The sequence below is a fragment of the Dyadobacter soli genome (assembly GCF_900101885.1).
In the GTDB taxonomy this organism is placed as follows: Bacteria; Bacteroidota; Bacteroidia; order Cytophagales; family Spirosomataceae; genus Dyadobacter; species Dyadobacter soli.
Genome location: NZ_FNAN01000007.1, coordinates 34,481 through 57,239, shown reverse-complemented (window position 1 = coordinate 57,239; position 22,759 = coordinate 34,481). Strand labels below are relative to the sequence as shown.

The 22,759-nt window shown below is 53.5% G+C and carries 19 protein-coding genes; 5 read left to right on the top strand and 14 right to left on the bottom strand.

Annotated features, from left to right (window positions below; all coding sequences use genetic code 11):
* Entirely contained in the window at nt 1-1,170 is a 1,170-nt protein-coding gene (locus tag BLQ88_RS12420; protein WP_143016833.1) for a glycan-binding surface protein, read from the top strand.
* Nucleotides 1,171-1,479: 309 nt separating this feature from the next.
* Nucleotides 1,480-3,807, top strand: coding sequence for a glycoside hydrolase family 31 protein (locus BLQ88_RS12415; RefSeq protein WP_229212681.1), 2,328 nt, complete (start codon nt 1,480-1,482; stop codon nt 3,805-3,807).
* Nucleotides 3,808-3,810: 3 nt separating this feature from the next.
* On the opposite strand, the gene BLQ88_RS12410 is transcribed toward BLQ88_RS12415, so the two are convergent.
* From BLQ88_RS12410 to BLQ88_RS12400, 3 genes are all read right to left on the bottom strand, one after another.
* Complete coding sequence (locus BLQ88_RS12410; RefSeq protein ID WP_090149954.1) at nt 3,811-4,287, bottom strand: hypothetical protein; 477 nt, start codon at nt 4,285-4,287, stop codon at nt 3,811-3,813.
* A 67-nt stretch (nt 4,288-4,354) separates the two neighbouring features.
* Nucleotides 4,355-4,915 (bottom strand): Crp/Fnr family transcriptional regulator, encoded by a 561-nt coding sequence (locus BLQ88_RS12405; protein WP_176884981.1) that lies wholly within the window; start codon nt 4,913-4,915, stop codon nt 4,355-4,357.
* A 95-nt stretch (nt 4,916-5,010) separates the two neighbouring features.
* Complete coding sequence (locus BLQ88_RS12400; RefSeq protein WP_090149948.1) at nt 5,011-5,937, bottom strand: TraB/GumN family protein; 927 nt, start codon at nt 5,935-5,937, stop codon at nt 5,011-5,013.
* Between the two features lie 79 nt (nt 5,938-6,016).
* Here BLQ88_RS12400 and BLQ88_RS12395 point away from each other — a divergent pair, with 79 nt between their 5' ends.
* Complete coding sequence (locus BLQ88_RS12395; RefSeq protein WP_090149945.1) at nt 6,017-7,174, top strand: serine hydrolase domain-containing protein; 1,158 nt, start codon at nt 6,017-6,019, stop codon at nt 7,172-7,174.
* A 45-nt stretch (nt 7,175-7,219) separates the two neighbouring features.
* On the opposite strand, the gene BLQ88_RS12390 is transcribed toward BLQ88_RS12395, so the two are convergent.
* The 10 genes from BLQ88_RS12390 to BLQ88_RS12345 form a co-directional block, all read right to left on the bottom strand.
* Nucleotides 7,220-8,926: an alpha-amylase family protein gene (locus tag BLQ88_RS12390; protein WP_229212680.1), complete on the bottom strand. Its 1,707-nt coding sequence runs from the start codon at nt 8,924-8,926 to the stop codon at nt 7,220-7,222.
* Nucleotides 8,927-8,954: 28 nt separating this feature from the next.
* Nucleotides 8,955-9,635 (bottom strand): DUF421 domain-containing protein, encoded by a 681-nt coding sequence (locus BLQ88_RS12385; protein ID WP_090149938.1) that lies wholly within the window; start codon nt 9,633-9,635, stop codon nt 8,955-8,957.
* Nucleotides 9,632-10,354: a DUF421 domain-containing protein gene (locus BLQ88_RS12380; RefSeq protein ID WP_090149935.1), complete on the bottom strand. Its 723-nt coding sequence runs from the start codon at nt 10,352-10,354 to the stop codon at nt 9,632-9,634. Before BLQ88_RS12380 ends, BLQ88_RS12385 begins: the two co-directional genes overlap by 4 nt.
* Nucleotides 10,355-10,391: 37 nt before the next feature.
* A complete protein-coding gene (locus tag BLQ88_RS12375) occupies nt 10,392-11,630 on the bottom strand; it encodes a PQQ-dependent sugar dehydrogenase (RefSeq protein WP_090149933.1) in 1,239 nt (412 codons plus the stop codon).
* Between the two features lie 20 nt (nt 11,631-11,650).
* On the bottom strand, nt 11,651-11,881 hold the full coding sequence (locus tag BLQ88_RS12370) for a hypothetical protein (protein WP_090149930.1): 231 nt from the start codon (nt 11,879-11,881) through the stop codon (nt 11,651-11,653).
* 257 nt (nt 11,882-12,138) lie between these two features.
* Entirely contained in the window at nt 12,139-13,350 is a 1,212-nt protein-coding gene (locus BLQ88_RS12365) for a PQQ-dependent sugar dehydrogenase (RefSeq protein WP_090149927.1), read from the bottom strand.
* 138 nt (nt 13,351-13,488) lie between these two features.
* Entirely contained in the window at nt 13,489-15,252 is a 1,764-nt protein-coding gene (locus tag BLQ88_RS12360; RefSeq protein WP_090149924.1) for a RagB/SusD family nutrient uptake outer membrane protein, read from the bottom strand.
* Nucleotides 15,253-15,264: 12 nt separating this feature from the next.
* Nucleotides 15,265-18,861 (bottom strand): TonB-dependent receptor, encoded by a 3,597-nt coding sequence (locus BLQ88_RS37030; protein WP_090149921.1) that lies wholly within the window; start codon nt 18,859-18,861, stop codon nt 15,265-15,267.
* Between the two features lie 189 nt (nt 18,862-19,050).
* Nucleotides 19,051-20,250, bottom strand: a complete 1,200-nt coding sequence (locus BLQ88_RS12350; RefSeq protein ID WP_090149919.1) for a FecR family protein — start codon at nt 20,248-20,250, stop codon at nt 19,051-19,053.
* A gap of 128 nt (nt 20,251-20,378) precedes the next feature.
* Nucleotides 20,379-20,963, bottom strand: a complete 585-nt coding sequence (locus BLQ88_RS12345) for an RNA polymerase sigma factor (RefSeq protein WP_090149916.1) — start codon at nt 20,961-20,963, stop codon at nt 20,379-20,381.
* 145 nt (nt 20,964-21,108) lie between these two features.
* On the opposite strand from BLQ88_RS12345, the gene BLQ88_RS12340 reads away from it, so the two are divergent.
* Together BLQ88_RS12340 and BLQ88_RS12335 are read left to right on the top strand one after the other, a co-directional pair.
* Complete coding sequence (locus BLQ88_RS12340) at nt 21,109-21,681, top strand: Crp/Fnr family transcriptional regulator (RefSeq protein ID WP_143016832.1); 573 nt, start codon at nt 21,109-21,111, stop codon at nt 21,679-21,681.
* 67 nt (nt 21,682-21,748) lie between these two features.
* Nucleotides 21,749-22,198, top strand: a complete 450-nt coding sequence (locus tag BLQ88_RS12335) for a carboxymuconolactone decarboxylase family protein (protein ID WP_090149911.1) — start codon at nt 21,749-21,751, stop codon at nt 22,196-22,198.
* Between the two features lie 59 nt (nt 22,199-22,257).
* Here BLQ88_RS12335 and BLQ88_RS12330 read toward each other — a convergent pair whose 3' ends face one another.
* Nucleotides 22,258-22,746 (bottom strand): energy transducer TonB, encoded by a 489-nt coding sequence (locus BLQ88_RS12330; RefSeq protein WP_090149909.1) that lies wholly within the window; start codon nt 22,744-22,746, stop codon nt 22,258-22,260.
* Nucleotides 22,747-22,759: the final 13 nt, after the last annotated feature.

Below are 22,759 nucleotides of genomic sequence, written 5' to 3'. Positions count from 1 at the left end.
ATGAATTTGAAAAATATCCTAAAAACAGGGCTGGGAATGCTGCTGGCGGCGGGTATGCTGCTTTTTTTCCAGAGCTGTAACGACGACGACGTCGACGGCGCGCCCGCGATCAGCAATGTGCGCCTGCTCGATCCCACCAAAGCCGACAGCTCGCTGAATGCCGCCGAGCCCGGGAGCCTGATCGTGATCCAGGGCCAGAACCTGGCTAGTGTGCTGAAAGTGTATTTCAATGACTTCGAAGCGACTTTTAACTCCGCCTTGGGTAGTAACTCGAATATCGTCATCACCATTCCCGCCAATGCGCCCACCAAAGCGGTGGACGCGGGTGTGCCGAATAAGATCAAAGTCGTGACGAAAGGCGGCGAAGCTACCTATGATTTCGTGCTGACGGCGCCGGTACCGGTCATTTCAGGCTTGTATTCGGAATTTGTGAAAGCGAATGGGAATGTGGTGATCAATGGCGATTACTTCTATAATGTGAAGACGGTGAAGCTGGGTACCACGGCATTGCAGATTGTGAGCTCGACCGTGAAGCAAATCACCGCTAAAATGCCTGCAACGGCTGCTACGGGCATTATCACCGTGGAAGGGGAGTTTGGTAGTGCCAAAACGAACTTTAAAATAAACGACCTCGTAACCGGCAATATGGTCAATTTCGATGTGCCGGCCACTACCTGGGACAAGGAAGTGTGCTGGGGCGGCGCGCCAATCGTTGCCGCTACCGATGCGCAGGCCATTTCGGGTAAGTTTTCGAGGATTAAGCAGACCAAACTGCCCGCAGCCGGCTACAACGACGGCTGGGTGTTCTCCACTTGCACTTTCGATTTCAAGCTACCCGCGGGTGACGCCGCAACCCGGCAATTCAAATTTGAACACAACATTGCCGAACCCTGGAAAGCCGGAAAGTACGACATTACCATCTCCGCCGGCGGCAGTGAATACGTTTACGCTTTCCAGCCCTGGAATTCCACCGAATACGCATCGGCCGGTTACCTCACCAACGGCTGGCGAACGGCTGTCATCGAGCTTACCGAGTTCAAGAATGGTTCCGGCTCCACCATTGCCGACGTGTCCAAAGTTACCGACCTGAAAGTATCGTTCGGTTCGGCGGATGTGGCTATCGCGTCTTTCAACGGCAGTGTCGACAATTTCCGGATTGTGCAGAAGTAGGTACAATGCCGAACAATATTTTATCCGCCATCGGTTGGGCGCTCGCAATGCTGTTGCCGGGTTGCCCTCCGGTGGCCGGAAAATCATTGCCCGGTAATGCCGGGCACCACATTTGAAAAGCACCCCATGTACGATTTAAAGCGTCCACCCCGTAGCAGCGCTTACAGCTTAGCGTTTAGAGTTTATAGGTTAGAGTTCAAAGTTTGTAGCTTAGAGTTTAAAGTTTATAGCTATGAGTTTAGAGTTTATAGCTTAAAGTCTAATGCTTACGGCTTACGGCTTAAGGCTTGCAGCCTGTTACTATTATTCTTGATATTCACCCATTTCAACGCCACTGCCCAGCATAGCAGGCTGATTAACGAGCCGGTCGATATCAGCGGCGATTTCCGTGATTTTTCCAATACCATTTTCTTCGCCGATAGCCTCGCCGCCTTCGACGCGGCTACCGGTTCGGGCAAGATCAAATGGAAGCGGAACGAACCGTTTGCAGCCCATAATTTCAACAACTCGATGCTGAGCTACAAGCGGTCGTTCAGCAATGAGTTTCCCGCCATTGAATATGCGCAGGACCCTGTTCTACCATTTTCCATTGAATTCACTTCCCCGTGTACGGTACGCATCCGCGCGAACACGGGCTCGCAGGGACCCGCAACGGGCACGTCGCTCATGCTCACGGGCGAGCCGGGTAAAGATGCTTCCTGGAAACACAGTAAAATCAGCGGCGGGCACCAGTACACCGGCGCTTACGGTTCGGTGACGATCTATGAAAACCCCTGGAAAATCCTCATCCGCGATGCCAGCGGCAAAATTTTGACCCAAACCCGCAGCCAGGCTGACGGCAAGGCATCCTATACGCCTACATTGCCGTTCTCGTTCGTCCGCCGGGCTTCTGATTACTCGCGCAGCGTGGCCGCCGTATTCTCGATTTCGCCCGATGAAAAGATATTCGGGTGCGGCGAGTCGTTCACGCGGCTGGACAAGAACGGGCAGAAGCTCGTGCTCTGGACGCACGACCCCAACGGCGTCGAAACCCAGACCATGTACAAGCCCATTCCTTTTTACATGAGCTCACGCGGATACGGGATGTTCATGCACACTACGGCGCCCATTACCTGCGATTTCGGGGCCACTTACGGCGAGTCGAATGCAATGCAGATCGGCGATGAAAACCTCGACCTGTTTGTATTTCTCGGCGAGCCCAAAGACATTCTCGACGCCTACACCGACCTAACAGGCAAGGCTTCCATGCCGCCATTATGGTCGTTCGGGTTGTGGATGAGCCGCATTACCTATTTCTCGGAGGAGGATGGCCGTAATGTGGCCGCTAAACTCCGCCAGAACCGCATTCCTTCCGACGTGATCCATTTCGATACCGGCTGGTTCGAAACCGACTGGCGCTGCGACTACCGGTTCGCGCCAAGCCGTTTCAAGGACCCGGAAGGCATGATTGCCGACCTGAAAAAACAGGGTTTCCGGACGTCGCTCTGGCAGCTGCCTTATTTTGTTCCAAAAAATGACCTTTACCCCGAAATCGTGGCCAAGGGTCTGGCTGTAAAAAACGGCAATGGGACGTTGCCCTATGAGGATGCGGTACTTGATTTTTCGAATGAGAATACGGTCAAATGGTACGAGGACAAAATCGCGGGGCTTCTGAAACTGGGCGTTTCGGCTATTAAGGTCGATTTCGGGGAGGCGGCGCCATTGTCGGGCGTGTATGCTTCCGGGCGCACCGGGTTTTACGAGCATAACCTCTATCCGCTGCGCTACAACAAGATCGTGGCCGACCTTACCCGCAAAATGACCGGCGACAACATCATCTGGGCACGCAGCACCTGGGCCGGCAGCCAGCGTTACCCGATCCACTGGGGCGGCGATGCCGAAACGACGAATAAGGGAATGGAAGCGCAGCTGCGCGGCGGCTTGTCGCTCGGGTTGTCGGGTTTTACGTTTTGGAGCCACGATATCGGCGGTTTTACCATGAAAACGCCCGAAGACCTCTACCGCCGCTGGTTGCCGATGGGGCTGCTCGCGTCGCATACGCGCACACACGGGCAGGCACCCAAGGAGCCGTGGGAGTACGGAGAGGATTTTCAGGACTATTTCCGAAAAGCGGTGGAGATGAAGTACAGGCTCATGCCCTACATTTATACCCAGTCCAAAATCGCGTCGGAAAAAGGGTTGCCGATGGTGCGTGCATTGCTGGTGGAATTTCCCGGCGATCCCGGCGCGTGGATGGTCGATAATGAGTATATGCTCGGCTCGGAAATACTCGTGGCGCCGCTTTTTGAAACCGGTAAAACACGCAATGTGTACCTGCCGAAAGGCCAGTGGACCGACTATCAGACCGGCAAGACTTACGGAAGCGGCTGGCACGAGATCGCCGCGGGCGAGCTGGATGTGGTAATGCTGGTTCGTGAGGGAGCGGTGCTGCCGCAGGTAAAAGTAGCCCAATCTACGGGTGAGATAGATTGGGCGAATATTGAATTACGAAATTTCAGTAACGCGGCTTCCGCGAAAGTACCGCTTTTTCTGCCCGGTCAGGACAGCGTGAAAGCGGTTACGCTGGTGAAAAAGGGCGGCAAATATGTCGTCGGCACCGATCCTTTTGTTGGTAAAGTAAAATGGGCAATCCGTTGACGGTCAGTGCTCCACAGGAATGTATGTTTGACGATGATCTTCCGGCGCCGGTTCATTCGACTGGGCCGAAAGATCATCGGTCATTCGTGCCATCTGTTTCCGGTGCTGCCGCAGCAATGAGAGGTTGAGGTTCGATCCCTCGGCCAGGCCAAGCAATATTTCGTATTCCGTTATAACCTGCCGGTGCACATGCACGATTTTCCCGACCGCCAGCTCCACGTTGCCTTTCACATCCACTACCATCGTAGCCTTCGTATCGGGGCGCATGATGCAGGCATCCTGCATGCAGCATTTGAGCGCATCGTAAAAGTTGGCCATTTCTTTCTTCAATAGCGAACAAACCATGTAATCGCGGCTCAGTAGCTTGCGGAGGCGGAAAGGGATTTCCTGGCGCATGGCCATCGTGAGCGTCAGTTGCAGCGTCTTGTGAAGCCGCCAGATTTTGATCACCTGCTGGACAATGGGTTTGACGTTTTCCATAACTTTCAGAGTTTGAGAGCGAATAGCAATAATTATACCAAAACTATCTCAAAACCACAAGGTTATATTAAACAGAATGTCCGGCGTTCCCTTTGTTTTTATGTCCTGCCCTGATCCTGCTGAGGTGTTCCATCGAAATCCCCAGATAGGAGGCAATGTGCCCCAGTTTGACGCGCCGCAGTACTTCCGGGATCTGCGTTCCCAGCCGCTCGTACCTTTCTTCCGCCGAACAAAACGCGAATAACTTCATCCGTTCATCCAGCAAAAGGTAGTTTTCGGTGATCAAAAGTCGTCCTAGCCGCTCTACGACCGGGAAGGCTTCAAACACCGGCTCGATTTTACTGAATTGAAGGCTCCATAGCACCGCATCTTCAATGATTTCGATGTTGTAGGACGAAGGCTTTCCCGTAAAAAGGCTGTCGATTGCGCTCACGAGCTGATTTTCAGACGCAAACCACGCCGTGATTTCCTTACCGTCTTTATAATAGAAAACCCGGGCAAGCCCTTTTTCAAGGAAATGAAACTCGTGACAGACATTCCCATGCTCGAACAGCCGCGTATTTTTAGGCACGGTCCTGCGCACGGTAATGCCATCGATCGCCGCCAAAGCCTGTTCACTCAGCGGCACAATCTGACTCAGGTGTTTTTGGAAATTATTGATGGCGGTTCAGTTTTGTAACTGAAAGTAAAAGTATTTAAAATTCTAAAAGCAGCGGTTAAGAATTAGTTAAACAACACCGGCTCGACGCGGTAGCCTTGTTTTCTTAATAGCACGATGAGCCCGGTTTGGTAATACAAATGGCCTAGGCCGACGGCGATGAGGGTGGGTTTGGTCGAAATGGTAGCCGTAATTTTGGGCATCCAGTCCTTGTTTCTCTGATCCAGCGGGATGAAATCGAAATAGGTTATGGTGTTTGTGTCTTTAGAATATCCGTCCAGGTGATATTCAACTTTCATCGCTTTGTAGTTCGCTAGCGAGCCTTCTAAGTCCGTCATATGGTACGGATTCCAATCCGGTTTATCGCTGCCGACGATATAGTGCATGGCGCGCGCCATATACTGCCTTGCATGATCGATTTCCGACGAGTCGAAATCGACGACTTTCATCCGATCCAACTGGTCGCCCTGCCTTCCGAGCTTGATGTACAAGTCAAATAAATCCTTGTCGATGAATTTCGTAATAGCGTTGGGCTTGTCGCTTCCCGATACCAGCGTTTCCATAATGATCGATCCCATTTCCGCCACCGTCATTGCTTCGGCGTCGGGGTTGTTCCGGATGCCCTCGCCGACTCTTGCCACAAAGAATGAGTCCAGCGTCTGAAACTGTTTGGGATCGAGCAGCGGCAATGCTTTCAATACGTATTTCTTTTTTACCGCGACCGCCGGCTGTGTGCTAAATGCTTCGTTCAAAATGTATTCGGTACTGTCGATGACCTTGCTCATTTCGGGCTTCTTCAAAAGCCACTCCGCATCCGACAGATGGAATGTTCCCAACAAATAGGAAGGTTTGGTGTAACGTGGGCCTGTAATTTTCCAGAGAATAGTGCGGGGGTCCGGACCAGTTGCAGACTTTTGGCTTTGCGCCTGTGCGAGGCTGGCGACCGTTTGAACAAGGATGATAGCAAGGTAGATGCGAAAGGTAGGTTTCATGGATGTGGTCGGCGGCTAGGATTTTGTAACCGAAAAGTCGGATAAGTGCTCTAATAAAAGAAACAAAAAGACTTTTGCGATGCCGATCCCTACAAAACTTTCCAGTATTAAGGCGGAAGTGCCTTCATTGCTGCATTTAGCCTGTTTTACCATGCTGTTTTTCATGGCGATAACATCAGCCAAAGCCCAACCCGGCGGCGCGATGCCGGATATGAGTGATTCACCGGCAGTGACCCGATGGTTGAAAGAAAAGAATATCCCTGCCCTGGCCGTTGGTTTCCTTGAAAATGGCGAGGTGAAGCAAATGAATGTTTTCGGGGAACTGAAAGCCGGCGTTCCTTCCCGGAAAGATGCAGTTTTCAACGTAGCTTCTGTGACCAAAACGATCACGGCCATGGTGACGCTGAACCTAGTGAATGCAGGGAAATGGCAGTTGGACGAGCCCCTGGCGCATTACTTCACAGATCCGGATGTGAAGGACGACCCCCGGAGCGGACGACTTACGACACGGGACATCCTCACACATCGCACCGGATTTCCCAACTGGCGTTCAGAGTTACCCACCGGCAAGCTTGGCTTCCAGTTCGACCCCGGGACGAAGCACCAGTATTCAGGTGAAGGCTTCGAATATCTGAGACGTGCATTGGAAAGCAAGTTTCGGCGTTCGCTGGCACAGCTCGCCGATTCGATCATCTTCACGCCGCTGGGAATGCGCGACACGCGGTTTACCTGGAATGCCGCAGACGAAAGCCGTTTCGCTTACCCGTTCAATGCGGAAGGAAAACAATTGGAAGTGGTCAGAAATACGGAACCTAATGCGGCGGATTTACTTAAAACCACCATTACGGACTACTGCAAATTTATAACCTGGATATTGAACGGCGGGGGACTCAGCGAGGCTTTGTTCAAAGAAATGGCCAGCCATCAGGTGGAACGGAAAGCGAATTCATACATGGGGCTCGGCTGGGTAATCTACGATCTGGTTGGAAACCCGGTTGGAAACCCGGTCGGAAACCCGGTCGGAAATCTCGCGACGAATGGCGCGTACGCATTGTCGCATGGAGGGCACGATCCCGGCGTTCATACCATTGCGGTGGTTCTTCCAAAATCCCAAAAAGCGCTGGTAATATTTACCAATTCAGACAATGGTATCAAGCTCTACCCGGATTTGTTCAAGTATTATCTCGGTGCCCACGGCGAGGCAATCGTAGCAATCGAAACGAGGAAAAATCATTAAGGGAAATGAAATGGGCCATTTTGAGACAAAAGTTTCCGAACGCGCCTACGGCAAAATACCGTCAACCCGAAACCAGCGGTAACCATAAGCGGGCAGTTCCAATGAAAAGCCGGCATTTTCAATCACCTGATCTCCTTTTTTATCCCAAAGATCATACAAGTTCCCGCGGCCGCCAATGCTGAAAGCGGCTTTCCGGGGCGCGTTGGCGAAGTTGTGCAGGGTGATCAGCGATTTTCCGTCATAGTAGTAACGAATGGCCAGCACGTCCTCCGAGCCGGTTTCCAGAATGGTGGAGGTGCCGAGACCGATTTCGGGACAGGCTTTGCGTATGTTGATCATCGCCGCGATTCTGGTGAGCAAGGAACTGCTGTCGCGCCATTGTTTTTCAGCATTGATATTCATAAATCCATATGCGCCGTCGCCGATCACCGGCCTGAATGCCGAGTCGGCAGTGGTGAAGCCGGCGTTTTTTGCGGACGTCCATTGCATAGGCGTGCGGACAGACAGCCGTTCTTTGAGCCGCAGGTCGTCGCCCATGCCGAGCTCTTCTCCATAGCGGATTACGGGCGCGCCGGGGAGCGAGAATAGCAGGCTGTAAGCCATCTCGAGGCGGCGTCGGTCGTTATTCATCATCGGCGCGAGGCGGCGGCGGATGCCGCGGTCGTAGAGCTGCATGTTGGTGTCGGGCCCCATGGCGTCGTATACCCGCTGGCGTTGGCGGTCGGTCAGCCGGCCGAGGTCGATCTCGTCGTGGTTGCGGAGGAAATACGCCCATTGCGAGCTCTGGCTGATCTCCGACGTTTCTTCCATTGCCTTTTTGAATGGTTTCAGATCACCGGTTGCAAATGCGTAGAACAAATGCTGGTTGGCAAAGAAGTTGAACATCAGCTGAATGCCCTCACCATTTTCCCCGAAATAGTTGACGCTCTCTTTCGGTTCCACATTGGCTTCACCCAGGATCGCCGCGTCGGCCTGGCGCGATTGGGTGAACTGGCGGATATCTTTCAGGAAATCGAAATCGAGTTTGGGCTTTTCAGAACCGGTATGCGGCACTTCGATAATGAATGGCACGGCATCGAGCCGGAAGCCCGAAATGCCCTGATTGAGCCAGTAGCCGATAATGCGCTGCGTTTCCTGCATTACCTCAGGGTTCATGAAATTGAGGTCGGGCTGGAACTTGTAGAAACGGTGATAGTAATACTCGTTCGTAGCGCTGTCGAGCGTCCACACCGTATTTTGCACACCGGGGAAAACCATTCCCTTGTCGCCGTCGCGTGGTTTTTTAGGCGACCACACGTACCAGTCGCGGTAGCGGGCATTGCGTGCGCTGCGTGCATTTTTGAACCACGGGTGCTGGTCGGAGGTGTGGTTGATCACCAGGTCCATGATCACCCGCATGCCGCGTTTGCGGACCTGGTACATCAGTTCCGCGAAATCGCCGGCGGTCCCCAATTTTGGGTCTACACCATAATAATCGGCCACGTCGTAGCCGTCGTCGGCGCCGGGGGAGGGCTGGAACGGCGCCAGCCATATTACATCCACGCCCAGCATTTTGAGATAATCCAGCTTTTGGATCAACCCGTTGATATCACCCCGGCCATCCCCGTCGCTATCCTTGAACACGCCGATTTCCAGGTTGTAGATAATGCTGTTTTTGTACCAGTAATTTTCTTTGAATTTCCGGGGAGCTACCTTATCCTGGCCTTTGGTAAGAAGGGGCACCAGGATAAGCAGCAGACATATAATGCGCATATTCATTGGTTGATATATTATTTGTATGCTATTCAACGCCATTGACGCGTTCATTGCTTCCACATTTTTCACACGGCCCGAGCCCCTGCGTGAGTGCGTACCCGCAACGCCTGCACACGTGTGCAGACACGGGGCGGCAAACCTGCCGGACAAATTCGGTATCGGATTCGGGGAGAATGCCGAGGCCGGGGGGGACGTCGGCATTGCGGATGAGCGTAAAGGAGCCGTCGGCTTCGAAATAAAGCCTTTTTACCTCCCCCAAATGCCGGATGCCGTTGCTACGGAGCTGGGAGAATGCTTTTTCCTTGGTAATGCCGCTTACTTTCATGTTTTTCAGGTCAAGCCTGCTGTCGGCGATGAGGATAGTGAGGTCGCCCTGGGTAGCCGATTCGAACCGCTGGTTACGCGTCGCGAGCCGGGCCAGCGATTGCTGGACCAGTACCACCACAACTGCGATCACGACTGCGGCCAGGATTCCCCGGTCGGGCGCCTGCAAGGGTACCCCGATAGCCGCCGCGAGCGACACGAGTGCGATCATTTCGTTCCTGCTGAGCTGCGAGGCCATTCTTTTACCCATCAGCCGCATCGACACCATCAAAACAATGTAGATCACCGCGATCCGCAGCACCACTTCCCAATAGAATCCGCCCGGTACGTCGCCGACAAACATCCGTTGCCAGTCGCCGAAATAGATATCTTCCTTTTTCATATCTCGTCGCTAACGGGCTGGCTGGTTTTGGAAATGCTGGCGACGCCCCATTGCGTGGCATCGCAAACAGGGCAATGCTGGCTACGGTCCTGTGTTTCGGGTACTTTTCCGCAGTTGGTGCATACGAGCGAATCATGGATGGTATGCTGCCTGAAACCCTCGATGGCCTCGTCGTCGGGTGGGAAGAGCGGGAGGCCCGGGTTGGGTTCCGGGCGGCGGTAAATGCTGATCAACCCGCAGGCTTCGAGGTATACGCGATCGACGTCGCCGAGATTGTAGACCTCACTGTTCCGTAATGCCGCAAATACCTGCTGCCGGGAAACTTTAGTGCTATGCATTTGGTCGAGCTGCATTACCCCGTTTTTAACCAGGATACTAAGCGTTCCCTGGGTTATCTCTTCAAATCGTTCACTTTTGTATTCCAGGAAGTTAAGCCCGCGCTGAAACACAAGCGCACAGATCAGTATCAATGCGCAGAGCAACAGGCCGGTCTGCGGCATCTGCATTCCCGGCGACACGATGGCACCGAGGGTGATCATCACAGCCAGATCGGAAATCGTGAGCTGGCCGCCCATGCGTTTGCCCATCATCCGTACGATCACAAGCAGTATCACGTATATGATAATGGTCCTGAGGAGTATTTCGAGTAGGAAAACGACAGGCGTTTCGCCAAAAAGGATCCGGTACCAGTCGCCCGGGATAATATCTTCTTTTTTCATAAAGGTTGAACAGGAGTGTAAGCAGTTACCCCGGGGCTTATTGATAGGCTACCCGGTAAATGACGCCGTTGGTATCATCCGAAAAGAGGAGCGAGCCGTCGCTATGCACTGCAACGCCCACCAGCCGACCGAAATGGGCCTTGTTGTTATCTACCGTGAAGCCCGTCACGAAATCGTCGAACCGTACCGGCTTGCCGTTTTCGAAATGAACCCTGGCAATTTTGTACCCGACAGGCGAGCTGCGGTTCCACGAGCCGCGCATGGCTACGAATGCATCGTTGCGGTAATCCTGCGGGAACTGTGAACCCGTGTAGAATGTCATAGCCATAGGTGCGGAATGCGCCTGGTAGGTGAGCGAAGGGAGCGTGGTCTTTTGCAGGTATTGCTGATAAGTAGTATCACCTTTGGGGCGGTCGCCGGGGTTGTATTTGCCCTCTCCGTAAATGTACGGCCAACCGTAATCGGCATTTTGTTTGATCTGGTTCAACTCTTCCTTCTGCTCATCGTCGCCCAGCCAGTCGATGCCGTGGTCCATTCCCCAAAGCTCGGCGGTTTCGGGATGCCAGCCGAAGCCGATCGTGTTGCGAAGGCCTTTTGCAAATACCTTCCGGTTCGAGCCATCGGCCTCGGCACGCAGCAAAGTAGCGTTTTCGGGGTTAGGCTCCGGGCACGCATTGCAGGTGCTGCCCACGCTGATGTACATCTTTTTGTCGGGGCCGAAAGCCAGGGTGCGGTTCGGGTGCTGGCCGCCGTCGGGAAGGTCGCTGATGAGCATCCGGGGCTGGCCGAGGGTACCGTCCGCATTGATGCCCGCCATGAACACTTCTTTGACGGCGGCCATGTACATTTTGCCGTCGTGAATGTACAAGCCGTGTACCTGCTTGATGTTCGCTACGGTTTTCTTGTCGTCGGCCACGCCATCGCCGTTGGTGTCCATGAGCATCATGACGATCCCCGCTTCCCGGTCGGAGGCGTACACGTGACCTTTTTCACTGGTAGCCAGTATGCGGGGTTTTCCCATCCCCTCGGCAAATTTGGTGACTTTAAACCCCGACGGAACTTTGAGCCGGGCCACATTTTCATCCGACGCGGGTTGAAGCGCAGGATAGAACACGTAACCCTGTATTTGAGCCGATGTGGCTTCTTTGTCGGTTTCAGGGATAAATGCGTCCCAGAAATCGTCGTCATCGTCGTCGCAGCTGATACTAATAGTTGCCAGCAGACCGACAGCGATAACTGTCAATACGGATTTTCGGTAGTGATGAAGTGTTTTCATGTTGACTAGTAATTGTTTTTCTATTCCGACTGGCTTTCCGGCTCATATTCCCATTGCGCGATATCTTCTTCGGGAAAGTAAGATTCTTCCTTGCGCGGTATCTCCGTTTCGGCGATTTCCTGGAAGCCCTGGTCTTTCCGGTAAATGCCCCTGCGCCGGATGCCTTGCAGGTCGGTGAAAATGACGTTCGATTCGTCGTCCGGGAATGTGTTGTTATCGTCGCGGTCGTCTGTGTTTTCCTGGTTTTGCATGATTTCCCCAATTTTTTGATCCGCGGGCTATACAAATTCCGTTCCGGTGGGGAAAACGCCTGGCATGGTTTTGGGGTAGAATGGGCCTTTTTTGAAACTGGCCCTGCGGGATGTGAAGATACTGATGGCGATCTACCAAGCTGTCCGCTCTGTGTCAGGCCCAAAGCAAAACACCCGCCGTATGACAGCGCCGGGGCGGTTGTCGATACGACGGGTGAAAGTATGCAATGAGTTTTCAGGAGAAAACTCCCGGAAAATTACTTCTTACCGATTTTGTAGAGTCTTCCCTGGTCGGTCACGGCGTAGAGTGCGCCGTCGTGGCCTTCGGTAATGTCGCGGAAACGCTGGTTTTCGCCGGAGAGAAGTCTTTCTTCGCCTACTACCTTATTGTCTTTGAGGACAATGCGGCACACGTGCATTCCGCTGAGCGAAGAAATGAACAGGTTGTCTTTCCATTCGGCGATTTGCTTGCCGTCGTAGAAGGTAATGCCGCTTGGGGAAATCACAGGGTCGTAATAGTATACCGGCTGTTCCATTCCTTCTTTCTGCTGGATCACATCGCCGATCTGCTTGCCGCTGTACTCGATACCGTAAGTGATTGTAGGCCAGCCGTAGTTCTTGCCGGGCTGCACGCGGTTGATCTCGTCACCACCTCTTGGGCCGAATTCTGTTTCCCACAGATCGCCCGTAACCGGGTTGATCGCGAGGCCCTGTACATTGCGGTGTCCGTACGAATACAGTTCCGGGCGTGCGCCTTCCTTGCCGATGAACGGGTTTCCTTTTGCAGGTTTTCCGTCGGTAGTAATGCGGATCACCTTACCCAGTCCGGAGTTGAGGTCCTGCGCCTGGGGGCGTGTAACGAGGTCGGAACGCTCACCGGTGGAAACGAACAGGTTGCCGTCTTTCGCGAATTTCACGCGGCCGCCATAATGCAGCGTACCTTTATAGGCAGGTGTGGCCTGGTAAATAACTTTTACATTTTCCAGTTTCGTGCCATCTGCCGAAAGCTTGCCTTTGGCCACGGCCGTCAGGTTACCGTCCGCAAGTGGTTCGGAGAATGCCCAGTACACCATTCTGTTTTGTGCAAAAGCAGGGTCCAGCGTAATGCCGAGCAAGCCGCCCTGGCCGTCGCTGTTCACTTTGGGTACACCGTCGATCGGCTTTCCTACTTCGCCGGCAGCGGTTACGATGCGCATGGTACCGCCTTTTTCAGTTACGATAAACTTGCCGTCGGGCAACACCGCAATTCCCCAGGGTCTTTCGAGGGAAGAGGTCAGCACTTTGCCTTCGTACGGGGTTTTGGTAACGACCGAACCGATGCGGGTTTGTCCTGCAAATGCAGATTTGTATTCGGAGTTCGCCTTTTTGGTTTCAACGGGGGAACCGGCCGCAGCCTGCTGGGCGATCGACACGGATGGCGCGAGGGCCAGTGATGCGCCGGCGACGAGCGCGTGGATTGCAAATTTCATTTTATCAGGAAGTTTAGTCTTAATGCCCGGAGTTGGATTCAGAGCTGTTGCGAATTTACTTATTTCATCCACAACGAAACGCCAAAGCCGGAAGAAAACTCGTCCGGCTTTGGTAAAAGTGAGTGAATACGGGGCCTGTTACGGCAATGTAGGGTCAAATGTGCCTCCCCAGTCTTTGTTTTGTTCCAATGCCTTGTTGCGGTCGAGGATGTCGCGCTGGATCGGGAAGAAGTAGTATTTGTCGGGCAGGACGTTCGCTTTCACGCCCGAGCGCGGCACTTGCAGCAGGCTGTATTTGAAATCCGTTTCGACCAGTTGGTATTTGTTCGCCTTCTCACGGGCCTCGCCGATGGGCATTTCCTGGCCATTGGGCAGGACCGCGATCGCTTCCACGCCGTGCTTGGTGGTACCGTCGAGGCGGTCGAGCATGCGGAGCCTGCGCAGGTCATAGAACCGGTGGCCTTCGAATGCGAGTTCGACATTGCGTTCCGACAAAATCGCCTCGCGCATGGTAGCCGCGGTCGTGGCCGAAATGCCGTAATTTCCATCGGTACCCGGCTCTATTCCGGCACGTTTGCGGATTTGTTTGAGGATATCGAGCGCTTCGGAAATCTTGCCGGTTTCGTTGGCGGCTTCGGCGTAGTTGAGCATTACTTCTGCAAAACGCATAACCACGAAATCCACGTCATATTGCTGCACTTCCGCCTGTGCCAGTTTTAAAAGGCTGTTTTTGAGGATAAAAAAGCCGGTATAGCGGTCGAGGTTGGTGGAGTTGACGCCCGCCTTCGGGTTCACACCAAAATCATCCAGCTCGTGCGCGACGCCCAATGCCGTGTACTGGCGTTTTCCGGCTTTCCCCGAAACTTCATACAATTTACCATTCCACACGATCGACTTTTCGAAGCGGGGATCGCGGTCTTTCCAGAAACTTTGCAGCAATGCTTCCTCGGTTTTGTGGTACTTGCCGGAAGGGTCATTAAACGCTTTGCCGTCCTTCATCGGGTACTCTTTAATGAACTCCCACGTAGGTACCGCCGAGGCCGGGCCGCGGCTCTCCGAACCGGGCCGAACGCCATGGTCCCAGGCGGCTACTTTGTTGGGGTAAGAGTTGATGACGGTAAAAACCGATTCCTTACCCCGTTCCACGAGCGCAATGTCCGAGTAGTTGTCTACCAGCCCGTAACCTTGTGCTTTCAGGTCTTCGTAAGCCTTTTTATTCACCTCATAAGCGGCCGGCCAGTACGCATTGCTGAATGGTTTGGTGGGGTTAAACTGGGGGGATGCCTTCCACAGCAATACTTTCGCCTTGAATGCCAGTGCAAAGCTGCCGTCGATCCTGCCGAAATCTGCGGAGGTAGGAGCGATCTTTTGCGGCAGACCGGCAATGGCCTGGTCGAGGTCCTTGACGATCAGGTCGAAGCAATCGGCGGTAGAGTTCCGTGGCACGGCTAGTTCGTCGGTATAGCGGTCCTGCGGGATGGTGATGTAGGGAATGCCGCCGTGGAATTTCACCATTTCAAAATAGGTGTAGGCACGCATGAAAAGCGCCTGGGCGGTGATGCCGGTCTTCACGGCGTCGGAAAGCCTGCCTTTATTCACGTCCACGATGGCCTGGTTGATAAGCCGGATGCGGTCGTAATTCCAGAGTTTGAACTCGCCGTTGGTGATGGTGATCCGGTCCGAATAGAAATTGATACCGGCCAATTGCTGGCTGAATGCATCCGCGCCGGTATTCCAGTTGCCGAACATCGGGTACAGGTTGGCCATGTAGGCATTGGCAAGGTTGGCGTCGTTCCAGACCAGCTCCGGGTTGTAGTTGCTGATGTCCTCCACATCGAGCACATCGTTGCAGGATGCGCAGCAGAGCGAGATGCCCAGGATCAGGGATAGTAATTTTTTCATGTCTGTATCAGCTTAAAATTTAAGGTCGAGACCAACGGTGTAGGTTTTCATGATCGGGAACGAATCGTAGTTTTTCTGCTCGGGATCGTGAAATTCCTTCACTTTCGAAATTGCAAACAGGTTGGTACCATTCGCGTACACTTGCAGGCTGCCGAGTTTGAGCATATTGGCCCATTTCTTCGGGATATTGTAGGCGATGTTGAGGTTTTTGAGCCTCATGTAAGCGCCATTGCGGATCCAGAACGAAGTAGCGCCCGTACCCGACTCGTACCAGTTCTGTCCGATGGGCCGCGGGTATTTCGCATTCGGGTTTTCGGGCGTCCACACGTCGTCGGCCCAGATAGGGTAGTAGGGGCGCACCGTACCGCCGTGCTGCCGCATTCCCTCGCCTTCCTGGTTGCTGATAATGCGGTCGTAAGCGCCCACACCCTGGAAATGCGAGTTGATAGCCAGTCCCTTGTACGAGACATTTAAACCGAAACCAAAATTGATACGCGGCGTCGCATTGGTGGAAAGAACCTGGATGTCGTTACCGTCGATCTTGCCGTCGGGGCCGGGCGAGTAGCCGTCGCCGCGAAAATCCTCGAAATAGAGCCCGCCCAGGTACGGGTTACGGCCATATTGTTTCAAACCCGAAGCAAGCAATGCATCCAGCTGATCCTGCGTGCGCACCATACCAATGGTTTTCAGGCCGATGATGCGGTTGGCGGGCTGCCCTACCTGGCTCTGGAAGTGCCGGTTCCCGCCCGGCTGAAATGCGGCCGACTCGTCGAGGATATCCCAGCGGTCTTTGGAATAGCCAATGTTTGCATTGATCGAATAATTGACCTTGTTATCGAACGCCTTGTCGCGCCACTCCATGAAAAGCTCCCCGCCGCGCCACGACCGTGCCGCATAATTTTCCGGCGCCAGGCTCTGGCCGTAATTGTCCGGAAGCGTCACCACGCGAGAGCCGAGAATGTTGGTTTCCTTTTTCAAAAACACATCCAGCGTTCCGTAGAGTCGGTTTTTGAGGAAACCAAAATCCAGGCCGACGTTGTAGGTCGCCGAAGTCGCCCAGGTGAGATTAGGGTTCGGCGTGGCGCCCGGCGCAATGCTTTGGTAAAGCCTGTCTCCGAAAATATAGCTTCCCGCATTCTGGTAACGGTAGCTGTACGAGAACGGGTTGATCTTCAAGTTGTTTACATTCAGGTCGTTACCGGTGGTTCCGTAGGATAGGCGCAGTTTGAGGTCGTCGAGAAACGAGTTGCTGTTTTTCATGAATGCCTCCTCCGAAATGCGCCACGCCGCCGACACCGACGGGAAGAAGCCCCAGCGCTTTCCTTTCGGGAAGAGCGTGTTACCGTCGTAGCGGAAAGAGAACTCGGCGATGTACCGGCTGTCGAAATTGTAATTGAAACGCCCGATCCACGACTGTCTCGCACCTATTTCCTCGTAGGCGCTGCCGTTGCGGCGCTGGGTGTCGGTAGAATACACAAACGACTGGTCATAAGGGGTTAGCGGCTCTTCCAATTGTGCGCTGGCCGAGGTATAGCCGCTTTGCGCCTGTTCGAACACCATCAGACCGTCTATGCCGTGTTTCCCGAAAGTGCGGCTGTAATTGAGGAACCAGTCGAACTGGTAGCTCCAACCGGTGGAAAGATTGTAATTCAGGGATTGCTGGTTCTGGCTGAATGTGAAGATATTGATCTTGTTCTCGTCGGGAGCTGCTGGTATGAAGCGGTTGCCATTCGGGTCGGCCTGGTTGAACACATAATTTTTCTGGAAAGTCATGTATTTCTTCTTCATAAAATCCTCGGCGATATAGTTACCGACGATTTTGGTAGAAAGTCCGGGAATGAGCTTATCGAGCTTGATATCGAGCGTGAGGATGGAATTCATATTCCGGTCGCGGGTCTTGATGTAGCGGTCGCCGATGACCTGGTCGATCACGTTCCATGCCTGCCAGCTGCCCATCGGCGTTTGTACGGGGTAAGCGGTCGGTTGGTTGGAAGGCGTTCCGTCGGCTTCGGTGTAAAAAGGATACAGCTTCGGCCAGTTGAATGTCACCCGGTACAAATCCGACACGTCGAAATCGTCATCCAGCGTGAAAGGCCAGTAAAAACGGTCCATGCTCTGCTGGTATGCCGCAATGTTGAGCCCCACTTTTACGTCGTCGTTGATTTGCGCCGTTACATTGGCCCGCAGGTTGAACTTCCCGTTTTCAAGGCTTTTGTAAGATCCTTCTTCTCCCCGGTAGCTAAGCAGCGAGTAGTAGGTGATCTTTTTGTCGCCGCCCGTCACGCTCAGCGAATGCCGGTGGCTGTAAGGGTTTTGCCAGATGAAATCGTGGACATTGTAGCGCTTGTCTTTGAAGTAGTCAAACTCGCGCTGCCCGTTCGGGATCGGTGTGCCGTTGAACTCCGCCACGCGGTTCTGGTAAATGAGCTCGTCCTCGGCGGTGGTCAGGTCGGAAAGGAGCGTCTGGGTAGGGCGGTTGGTCGAGTAATTGGATTGGAAATTGAACGTCGGCTTACCCTGGGCACCCGATTTTGTGGTTACCATCACGACGCCGTTACCCGCCCGCGATCCGTAAATGGAGGCCGTGGCGGCATCTTTGAGAAAGTTCATCTGGTCTACCTCGTTGGCTTCCAGTACGTCGAATGCCTCCTTGTCGCGCACGATACCGTCGATCACATACAGCGGGTCGCCGAAACTCCCGCGCATACGTATGGACGAGGACGCGCCCGAGAGCCCGGACGTGTTCGTGACATTCACGCCCGGCGCGCGGCCTGCAAGCGTGTTCGAGAGGTTGGACGCCGACTGGTTGTTCAGATCCACCGAATTGACGGACGTAATGGCGCCGGTAAGGTTCACTTTCTTCTGGGCACCATAACCCACCACCACCAGTTCCTCCAATCCGCGAACGTCGGGAGCCATGGTAATGTTGATAGCCGACTGGTTGCCCACGGTAACTTCCTGGGTCGTGAAACCTACGAAGCTGAAAACCAGGATCGCAGCCTTGTCGGGTACCGATAATTCCCAGTTGCCGTTGATATCCGAAGAAGTTCCCTGGCTCGATCCTTTGAGCAAAATGCTCACGCCGGGCAATGCATCGCCCTTGTCGTCGGTTACCTTGCCCGTTATGCGGATCTCGGCCCGCATATCGTGCACCACCGACATCGGCTGGGGTTCTGCGGCTGGTTTGGCCGGGGTTTCCAGCTTGCGCACCACCACGGTCTTGTCCACGATCTTGTACGTAAGCGGCAATCCCTGGAAGCATTGTTTCAATGTCTCCTGAAGTGAAGCGTTCTTCATATTCAGGCTTACCTTCATACCCCGCACTTCCTCGCTGTTGTAGAAAAACACATGCCCGCTTTGTGCCTCTATTACGCCGAAAACGCGCTCGATGGGCGCATTTTTCTCGGCAAGCGTAATGGGCTGCGCGAAACTGCCTGCCTGCGCACGCACGAGCAGGGCAATCAGCATTACCATTATTAGATTAAGGCGCATAATGATCTGTCGCTTAGATAACGTTGAGATGCGCAATGTTTCCGCGAGGCGTTCTGCCAGGCAATGGAAACCCTGCTGTGCATCGGGCACAGTCTTCCCTTCCGAATGAAAATTCATTACTTTTACAAAGTTTGGGTTAATAAAAGATGTGAGATTCTTGCACGGCAATGCCGTGACGGTTAGCCTGAATGTCGCCGTAGATGTGGTTCCAGCACGTCTGCGGTTTTTTTCTGCAACCGGGAGCGGGGCTAGGGGCTTCGTAAATTTGCTGTCATAGAAAGGTTGGTTTAGTTGAAAAAAACTGGATTACAGGTTCTTATCTCCCGGCAGCACGACTATCCTGCCGCTATACTCCGCAGATTCGCTTCCTTCAATGCGGAAATTCACGCCCGCAAACTTCAAGATTTCGAGTATTTCGGAGGCTTTGGAATTGCGCCGGAGCTTGCCGGAAAACCGCTTTTGCGGAATGCCTTCGGGATAGGTAACCTCTACGTTGTACCACCGCTCGATGTCCCGCATGATCGTCGCCAGGGACGTTTCGCGGAACTGGAAGAGGCCGTTTTTCCAGGCAACGGTTTCGTTCACATCCACGGCCGCTTTGCGGAATCCCGTGCCACCGGAGCGCAGACTGGCCTGCTCGCCCGGTATCAATTGCATGGTTTCGTTGCCTGCGCCCGCCTGCTTCACGCTTACGGCACCTTCAACCAGCGTAGTGCGTATCTCGGGCTCGTCGGCGTAGGCATTGACATTGAAATGCGTTCCCGTGACGATCACCTCCTGCCTGCCGTCCACATCCACCACGAATGGCCTGCCTTTTTCCTTTTTAATTTCAAAATATACCTCACCCTGCACTTTCACGCGCCGTTCCTTCTCGCAAAAGGCCGTAGGAAAAGTGATCGACGACTTTGCATTCAGCCATACCTGGCTGCCATCGGGGAGTTTGATACTGTATTGCCCGCCGGCGGGCGTGCTGATCGTGTTTTTACCGGCTACTGTTTTGTCCTTCGCATCGACCTGGTAGGACAGCTTGCCGTTGCCGTTTTTGAGGATGGTTGCATTACCCTGGCTGGCAATGCGGCCCAGGCTGGCGCTGTCCAGCACGACCGTCGAACCGTCGGCTAATGTGAGCATGGCGCGCTCGCCCCCGGGCGCGAAGTCGGTTGGTTTTTGGGCGACAGGCCGCGATAGTGTTCCGGGTTTATTTTGGAGGTAGAAAAGCGCGCCGAGTGCCAGCACGATCACCGCCGCGGCTGCGGCCAGCCTGGGCCAGGAGAATAGCCGGAGCTTCGTTTCACGCCCCGCTGAAATCCTTTTCAGGATATTTTCCTCCATTTCCTGCCCCAATGTTTCCCTGTCTTCATCGGAATACCGGTCCAGGATGTCGTCGTGCCGCTCTTGGTTCTGGTAAAATTTTTCCAGGAACGCCCGCTCGCGGTCGCTGGCGCTGCCGCCCAGGTATTTCCGGACCATTGCGAGGAAATCCTCTTTGCCATCAAATGCTTTCATGAAACAGGGGCACGGCGTTTTCGGGGCCGTTCTCTGACATGTACCGAAATGCCTCCCTTACTCCCAAAGCGCTTTGGGATTTTTTCTAGATTTTTTCAGAAAGGCCGAATAAAAGCATTCGGAAGGGGTTATTGGAAGAAAATTGCCAGTGCGATCAGGTCGATGCACAAAATTTTATCAAACTTGGTACGGAGCTCGATCGTTGCGGTATTGAGCTGGTTTTGCACGGTTTTCTGGGCGATATTGAGCCGTGCGGCAATCTCGGCGGTAGATAGGCCCTCGAAGTAATGTTGGAGGAAAATTTCGCGTCGCTTGAACGGCAGGGCTTCGATCCACAGGCTTAGCAGCGTGCGGATTTCTTCTTCCAGCACCGCGTCGTCGGCATGGCCCGCGGCGGCCAGGCTGGCCTCGAAGGTTTGGAGCAACTGTGCATTCTGCGGCTGGCGGGCGGTGTGCTTGAATACCTGGAAACGCACGGCGGTATGCAGGTAGGCCTGCACATTACCTACGTCGACAGAGTTTCTTCTTTCCCAAAAATCGATAAAGATGTTCTGGACAATGTCCTGCGACTGGTCCTTGCATTGCAGCCGCTTGTAGGCCCCGTTGAAAAGGCTTTGCCAATGACGGCGGTACAGCATCGTGAAGGCGTGCTCGTCGCCCGACTTGGCAAGGCTGTACAGTTCCAGATCATAAAGATGGTCGTCGACGCGCATAAAAACAGGTTGAGAAAAACGAATTTAGCAATTTCTCCCCTCATGATTTACGGCGTGTGCACGAAAACGCATATTTTTTGCCTGCCGATTTGCCCTAAGCCCAAATACCGTAATTTTGCTCCCGCACAAAAACGCAAGCATTTCCATGCAGCAACTCATTGCCCATATTGTTAAAAATTCTTCGATAAAACCGGAGAAACTGCATTCGATCGGCGACTTCTTCGAGGCGAGACGGTTTAAGAAAAAGGAATTGTTGCTGCAAGAAGGGCAGCGTTGCCACGAGAAGTTTTTTATCGTGAAAGGCTGCGTGCATTTGTTTTACCTCCGGCAGAATGGCGTGGAGCAAACCATCGACTTCGCGATGGAAAACTGGTGGGCCAGCGATTTTATGGCCTTCCAGGATGGCAGTATCGCAAAATTCTCGATCCGCGCCATCGAGGCTACGGAAGTGCTGGCGATCTCGGCTTCGCAGCAACGCGAGATGCTGGCGGCGATGCCCGAGCTCAACGAATATTTCCACCTCGTGTTCCAGCGCGCATATGCCGCCGCGCAAATGCGGGTACGCATGACGTACGAGCTCTCGAAAGAGGACTTGTACCAGGATTTCAGCAGAAAGTATCCTGCTTTCCTGCAAAGGGTCCCGCAGTATCTGATGGCTTCGTTCCTCGGCTTTACCCCTGAATATTTGAGTGAAATCAGGAAGAAATTCGCTTCTTAAACCAGTTTAAGAAGTTCCTCCGCATGCCTGGCGAATTTTGTATTACCCAAACAAAACATTGTCAATCATGCAAAAAGTTGTGAAACACCGCCTGGACGTCTGGAAAGAAGAACCCTCTTACTGGACGCATATGTCCGCCATCGAAAAACGGATTTACGCCTCGTCCATTCCACGTACCCTCATCGAACTCATCAAGATCCGCGCATCGCAGATCAATAAATGTGCTTATTGTATCGATTACCACACCACCGAAGCGCTGCAAATCGGGGAGACCACCCGCCGCATATTCGCGCTCGCGGCCTGGAAGGAAAGCCCGCTCTTCACGGAGACTGAAAGGAACGTCCTGCAACTGACCGAGGAAATGACGCACATTTCGATCGACGGCGTCGCAGATGAAACCTACGAGCATGTGAAAGCGCATTTCACGACCGCCGAAATCGCCGACATTATGATCTGCATTTCGCATATCAACTTCCTGAACCGGATCGGTATTTCTACGAAGACGGTTGCGTTGTAAGAGGGGAATGCTGATTTGAATGACGGCCGGAGGTTTGCGGAATGCAGGCCTCCGGCTGTTTATTTTGGTTCGAAAAAGATCGGCAATGTGTATCTGCCTTTCACAAACTGGCCATTTTGTTTGCCCGGTTTCCATTTGGGCATTGATTTTACCAAACGCACAGCTTCCTCGTCGCAGCCAAATCCGAGCCCTTTCAAAACGGTGACGTTCGTGATCTCACCGGTCACTTCAACTTTAAAACTTGTAAAAACCCTTCCCGAAACACCGGCCTTGCGGGCCTTTGCAGGCATGCGAAGGTTGGCAGAGATAAATTTGTACATTGCATGAGTCCCGCCTGGATATTCGGGCTGTGGTTCAACGCCTCCGAAGACTTCCTCTTCCGACCGGCCTTCGGTGTCCGGCGGATGGCGGTACAGCAAATCCTGCACGATGACTTCCGACGTGATCGTGTCCATGGGCAATTCGGGTTTGCGCTTCTGAGCGTGGGCGATCGTGCAGGCGCAGCATGCGAGCACGGAAAAGAGTATAGCAAGTCGCAATCGTTTCATGACTATATATAAT